This window comes from uncultured Methanobrevibacter sp. (assembly GCF_902801725.1).
Lineage (GTDB): Archaea > Methanobacteriota > Methanobacteria > Methanobacteriales > Methanobacteriaceae > Methanocatella.
Genome location: NZ_CADCJB010000067.1, coordinates 1 through 5,331, shown reverse-complemented (window position 1 = coordinate 5,331; position 5,331 = coordinate 1). Strand labels below are relative to the sequence as shown.

The 5,331-nt window shown below is 37.5% G+C and carries 7 protein-coding genes and 2 tRNA genes; 6 read left to right on the top strand and 3 right to left on the bottom strand.

Features of this window, described 5'->3' with window-relative positions; all coding sequences use genetic code 11:
• The first annotated feature begins 80 nt into the window (after positions 1-80).
• From QZV68_RS09945 to QZV68_RS09935, 3 genes are all read left to right on the top strand, one after another.
• Positions 81-221 carry a hypothetical protein gene (locus QZV68_RS09945; protein WP_296880844.1) on the top strand — a complete coding sequence of 47 codons (141 nt, stop codon included), beginning with the start codon at positions 81-83 and terminating at the stop codon, positions 219-221.
• Positions 160-624, top strand: a complete 465-nt coding sequence (locus QZV68_RS09940) for a hypothetical protein (RefSeq protein WP_296880843.1) — start codon at positions 160-162, stop codon at positions 622-624. Before QZV68_RS09945 ends, QZV68_RS09940 begins: the two co-directional genes overlap by 62 nt.
• A gap of 103 nt (positions 625-727) precedes the next feature.
• Entirely contained in the window at positions 728-1,915 is a 1,188-nt protein-coding gene (locus tag QZV68_RS09935; protein ID WP_296880842.1) for a TIGR00375 family protein, read from the top strand.
• Between the two features lie 4 nt (positions 1,916-1,919).
• On the opposite strand, the gene QZV68_RS09930 is transcribed toward QZV68_RS09935, so the two are convergent.
• The 3 genes from QZV68_RS09930 to QZV68_RS09920 form a co-directional block, all read right to left on the bottom strand.
• A tRNA-Arg gene (locus QZV68_RS09930) sits at positions 1,920-1,993 on the bottom strand.
• A 54-nt stretch (positions 1,994-2,047) separates the two neighbouring features.
• A tRNA-Arg gene (locus QZV68_RS09925) sits at positions 2,048-2,121 on the bottom strand.
• An 86-nt stretch (positions 2,122-2,207) separates the two neighbouring features.
• Positions 2,208-2,744, bottom strand: coding sequence for an endoglucanase (locus QZV68_RS09920; protein ID WP_296880841.1), 537 nt, complete (start codon positions 2,742-2,744; stop codon positions 2,208-2,210).
• A 158-nt stretch (positions 2,745-2,902) separates the two neighbouring features.
• Between QZV68_RS09920 and frhA the strand changes: the two genes are divergently transcribed.
• The 3 genes from frhA to QZV68_RS09905 form a co-directional block, all read left to right on the top strand.
• Positions 2,903-4,117, top strand: coding sequence for a coenzyme F420 hydrogenase subunit alpha (frhA, locus tag QZV68_RS09915; RefSeq protein ID WP_296880840.1), 1,215 nt, complete (start codon positions 2,903-2,905; stop codon positions 4,115-4,117).
• A gap of 19 nt (positions 4,118-4,136) precedes the next feature.
• The gene (gene frhD / locus QZV68_RS09910) at positions 4,137-4,709 is read left to right on the top strand and encodes a coenzyme F420-reducing hydrogenase, FrhD protein (protein WP_296880839.1); all 573 of its coding nucleotides are present in this window, start codon (positions 4,137-4,139) and stop codon (positions 4,707-4,709) included.
• On the top strand, positions 4,709-5,331 hold a 623-nt coding region (locus tag QZV68_RS09905; protein WP_296880838.1), incomplete at its 3' end, for a coenzyme F420 hydrogenase subunit gamma. The genes frhD and QZV68_RS09905, both read left to right, overlap by 1 nt.

Here is a 5,331-nt window from a genome sequence, read left to right as displayed (position 1 = left end):
ATATAGTCTCTTTTAATAAAACTATGGAATGTAGTCAATATTTTTCATATTGAATATTTTTTGTATATGGTGGTTAAATAATGAGTAAAAAAATATTAATGTTACTTTTTTTAATGACTGTATTGATATCAGTATCTGCGGTTTCTGCAGCAGACATGGATGACAACGTTGACACGGATTGTTTCATCTGCAGATGCAGAGACTATTGCAGTTACAAATGATGTCGATGCAATGGATGATTCAAAGAGGGATATTGCCGGTGGTGGTGATGTGGCACTTGCAAGTGATGCCGCCTCAGTTGCTGCGGGTAAAAATAATGAAATTTATGGTGCCGAATATAAAAATTCAAGTTCTCAATTGCTTGGTGCATCCGATGAGAATAATGTTTTAGAAAATGAAAATGATGGTGAAATTCTAAAAGAAACATCTGCTACAAGGTATGTTGATGCAAATGCAGCTGCCAGTGGAGATGGAAAAAGTGAAGCAACCGCATTTCAAAACTTGAAAGATGCTCTTTTTTTGAGAGGATTTATCTATTCCTGTTGTTTGCAATTTGTCTATTTCTATTGGATTAATTTTTTTTTTGATTCAATGTCGAATATCGTCGACCTGTTTTATAATTAAATTAATAATTGATTTAACTAGTTCATTTCTAAAATAGTGAAAGCTTAATAATATTGATCCGTATTGAATAAGTTAATATAATATGGAATTATAATTCTTAAACATGTTAGTGAATGCGGATTTTCATGTCCACAGCTGTTTTTCCTCAGCATCATCAAAAGACATGCTGATTAAGAATATGGCTTCAAAATCAAAATTGAAAGGATTACAACTTCTAGGCACTGGCGATGCATTTCATCCAGGCTGGCTGGATATGATTGAAGAAAGCACAACTTATTCCGGTGACGGTATTTATGCATGTGACGGTATGGATTTCGTCTTAACGACTGAAGTTGAAGGCAGGGGCAGGATTCATCATCTGATCATTATTCCGGATATTGATATTGCCCGTGAACTGTCTGAAAAATTGCCATCCAAAAACAAAAATGTTGACGGCAGACCTCGAACAGCCTATACCGGCGCTGAACTGCTGGATATGGTCAGGGAATACGACTGTATGATTGGTCCTGCACATGCTTTTACTCCATGGACAGGAATGTATAAGTCATATGACAGTATCTATGACTGTTATGAGAAAAAGCCGGATTTTGTTGAGTTGGGTTTGTCCGCTGACACATTCATGGCAGATACTGTCGGCGAGCTGAAGGATTTCTCATTCCTGACAAATTCCGATGCCCATTCCCCATGGCCCCACAGATTGGGTAGGGAATTTAATGCATTGGAGCTTGAAGATTTATCATACTCTGCCATAAAAAATTCAATAAAACATAGGAAAATTAAAGCAAATTATGGTCTGGTGCCGAACCTTGGAAAGTATCACATGACTGCATGTACCAAATGCTATAAACTCATCAATCCTGAAGATGCTAAGAAAAAGGGGATGAAATGCGAATGCGGGGGAAGGATAAAAAAGGGTGTTGACTTTAGGATTTCCGAGATTGCCGATTATAGTGAACCTAAACATCCTGATTTCAGACCGGAATACGTTCATTTGATGCCTCTTGCCGAACTGATTTCAACTGTTCTTGACAAGGGAGTCACTACAAAGACAGTTCAGGCCAAATGGCAGAAACTGATAGATGCTTTCTCAACCGAAATTGATGTACTGATTAATGTTTCATTGGATGAAATAGCAAAAATAGATTCGGATGTGTCTGGGGTCATTGAATCATTTAGAAATAATACAATTGATGTAGTTCCCGGTGGCGGGGGAAAATACGGTAGGATTCTCTTTGATGATGCAGTCCAAAAGAATAAATCAACAAAAACAGTTACTTTGGACAGTTTTTAAAAAACGGACTTGGAGGGATTTGAACCCTCGATCTTAAGATTAGGAGTCTTACGCCCTTCCAGACTAGGCTACAAGCCCAAAATTATTTTTATTGAATTTAAAAAAGTATTTTCAAAAAAAGATTGTTAAGAGCGGACCCGCCGGGATTTGAACCCGGGGTCTTCGGATTAGAAGTCCGACGCCCTATCCAGCTAGGCTACGGGCCCTTAAATACAACAATAATTAATCTATTTTTTTTATTATATATATTTATCTATTTTAATAAAAAAATAAAGAAAGGTTAAAGTTAATATTAACCTCTTCCAGTAGCGCCGCTTGAATCGCTAACACTTATTGAGTCAACAGCATTACCATTTTCATCATAGACAGTAAAGTACCAATATCCGTCGGAATAGTATCCGCCTCCAACATAGCATCCAGCTTCTGAAACAGCTCCTGAAGCAATACTTTCTGCATCTGAGTAGGATAATGAAGTACCTGAACTTGAGCTTGATGAAGAACTACTTGAGGAAGAATCACTGCTGCCACTGTCACTATAACTGCTACTGCCTCCGTCTCCACTATATGAGTCTGATCCTGAATCTGATCCACTATCGCTGCCGGATGAACCAGAATCTGAACTGCTTGCGCTTCCTGCAGTAGTTGCTACTGATGATCCACTTCCATTGTGCATGGTAGTATTGTTTCCAAGTCCATTTCCAGTTTTAGCAGGCATACTGGATAAATCTGAAAAAATTGGATTGTTACTATTGGTTATTCCATATGCTGCAACTGCTGCGGCAATACATAACACAATAATTATTGAAATAATTATATTTGATTTTTCCAATATTATCCCTCCTATAATTTTTATTAAAGATAATAATATAATTAAGTTCTTTATCTTTTATATATATTTCTATCTGCATTTTTACTATTACTATATAAGTAATATCAAACAAATAATATAAATGTTAGTTTCTAAGTTTTAAAATTGAGGTGACAAATTTGAAAGATAGAGTAGTTATATCTCCTACAACTCGTCAAGAGGGCCATGCCGAACTTGTCATGGAAGTTGACGATGAAGGGATAGTTACAAAAGGGATGTATTTAAGTATAACTCCTGTTAGGGGTTTAGAAAAGATGGTTCTTAACAAAGCTCCTGAAACCGCTCCTGTTTTATGTCAAAGAATCTGTGGAGTATGTCCAATTCCACACACTTTAGCATCTGCAGAAGCTATGGATATGGCATTAGGACTTGAAATTCCTAAAGCAGCTAAATTGTTAAGAAAAGCTGTTGCAGCAGCACACGGTATTAACAGTGCAGCAATTCACCACTTCTTAGTTGCACCTGACGTTGTCCCAGAGGACAAATTCGTAGATGCAGTTAACAGTGTAAGTGAAGTAAGAAAAAATGTTCAATATGTTGTAGATATGATTGCTGGTGAAGGTATCCACCCATCCGATATCAGGGTTGGAGGAATGGCAAGAAACATTACACCATTCACCAAAGAAAGATTAATAGAAAGAATGACTGCTTTAAAACCAAAACTTGAAGCACACGTTGAATTTATAGCAAACTGTGTTCAAGAAGCTGGTTTACCTAAAGATTTAGGTGTAGTTAATCAACCATTAATGGCAATGGATGCAACTTACGGTACCAACGAATTCGATATGGGCAAATTCTCAGAAGTATTACCTGAAGCATGGTATGATGATCCTGAAATCGGAACCAAAGCATGTTCAGTAATTCCATTATGGGAAGGTGTCAATGTTGAAACTGGTCCAAGAGCAAGAATGGAAAAATTCGCCGGATTCAAAGACAAAGGTGTAGTTGCTCAACATCTCGCTCGTGCTCAAGAAATGTTGAAAAATTACGACGCTTGTATGGAAGCATTAGATGCTATTGATCCTGCAGCACCTGCAAACATGTCTTACGATAAGAGAGGAACTGGTGAACTTGGATTTGGTGTCATAGAAGGTCCTAGAGGAACTGACGTACATATGGCTCAAGTCAAAGATGGTAAAACCCAATTCTACTCAGCAATTGTACCAACTACTTGGAACATTCCAACTATGGGTCCTGCAACTGAAGGATTCCACCATGAGTTAGGTCCACATGTAATCAGAGCTTACGATCCATGTTTATCCTGTGCTACTCATGTAATGGTAGTTGATGATGAAGATAAATCCATTCTCAAAAACGAAATGGTGAGAATCTAAGTATTTGGAGGATTTATTAATGCCTTATGATTCGGATATAATTGTTATCGGATGCGGGAATGTTTTATTTAAGGATGATGGATACGGTCCTATAGTTATCAATATTTTACAGAAAGTATTGAATGATGAAAGTGACTATTATGACCCTGCCATTACTGACTTTGTAGACAATGAATTTAATAAAGAGATTTTAAAAGAAATAAATGAAAAAGTGGAAGGTAAAACACTGCCTGACGGTGTTCAGTTTGTTGATGGAGGAACCGCAGCGCCAACTAACTTTTTCCCATTGTACACTGACTATAACTGGAAAAAGCTCATAGTTGTTGATGTTGTTGAATTCGATGGGGAACCTGGCACTGTGGATATTTTCGATCCAAGCGTAATGCAACAAGGAAAATATGATAATCCTCATGGAATGACCGTGGAAGACCCACTTCGTGAAATCTCTCAAAGTAATTGTGAAGTAGTAATTGTCGGATGTAAACCTGCCGAGATACCAACTCCGGATATTGATATGGGTTTAACAGAACCTGTTGAAAGGGCAATTCCAAAAACTATAGATATTATTTTAAAAGAAATCGGGGTAAAATAATGTTTGATAAATTGAAAAAAGCTTTTGGCGGATCTGAAGAAGCACCAAAAGCAGAAAAAAAAGTTGAAGCTGCTGCTCCTGTAGAAGAAACCAAACCTGCAGCAGAACCTAAAGCTGCTTCTGCAAAACCACGTATTGGTTACATACACTTAAGTGGTTGTACTGGAGACGCAATGTCTTTAACTGAAAATTATGATATATTATCTACAGTACTTACTGATATGGTTGATATTGTATACGGACAAACTTTAGTGGACAAATGGGTTCACGGTACTTTCGCTGAAGAAATGCCTGAAATGGACTTATGTTTAATTGAAGGATCAGTCTGTTTACAAGATGACCACAGTGTACAAGAACTTTTAATGGCAAGAGAAAAATCAGGTTTAATCTGTGCATTCGGTTCATGTGCTATGACCGGTTGTTTCACAACCTTTGCACGTGGAGGTCAACAAGCACAACCTAAACACGAATCATTCGCACCAATCAGTCAATTAGTTAAAGTTGACTGCGCACTTCCTGGTTGTCCTGTAGCTCCTGAAATGATTGCAAAAGTTGTTGTAGCATTATGCAACGGAGACATGGAATACTTACAACCTGCTATTGATAAAGCTGCTTGCAACAC

Excerpts from the sequence above, each read along its gene's own strand:
- QZV68_RS09945 (WP_296880844.1), top strand. The coding sequence starts at position 81 with ATGAGTAAAAAAATATTAATGTTACTTTTTTTAATGACTGTATTGATA.
- QZV68_RS09935 (WP_296880842.1), top strand. The coding sequence starts at position 728 with ATGTTAGTGAATGCGGATTTTCATGTCCACAGCTGTTTTTCCTCAGCA.
- QZV68_RS09940 (WP_296880843.1), top strand. The coding sequence starts at position 160 with ATGACAACGTTGACACGGATTGTTTCATCTGCAGATGCAGAGACTATT.
- frhD (WP_296880839.1), top strand. The coding sequence starts at position 4,137 with ATGCCTTATGATTCGGATATAATTGTTATCGGATGCGGGAATGTTTTA.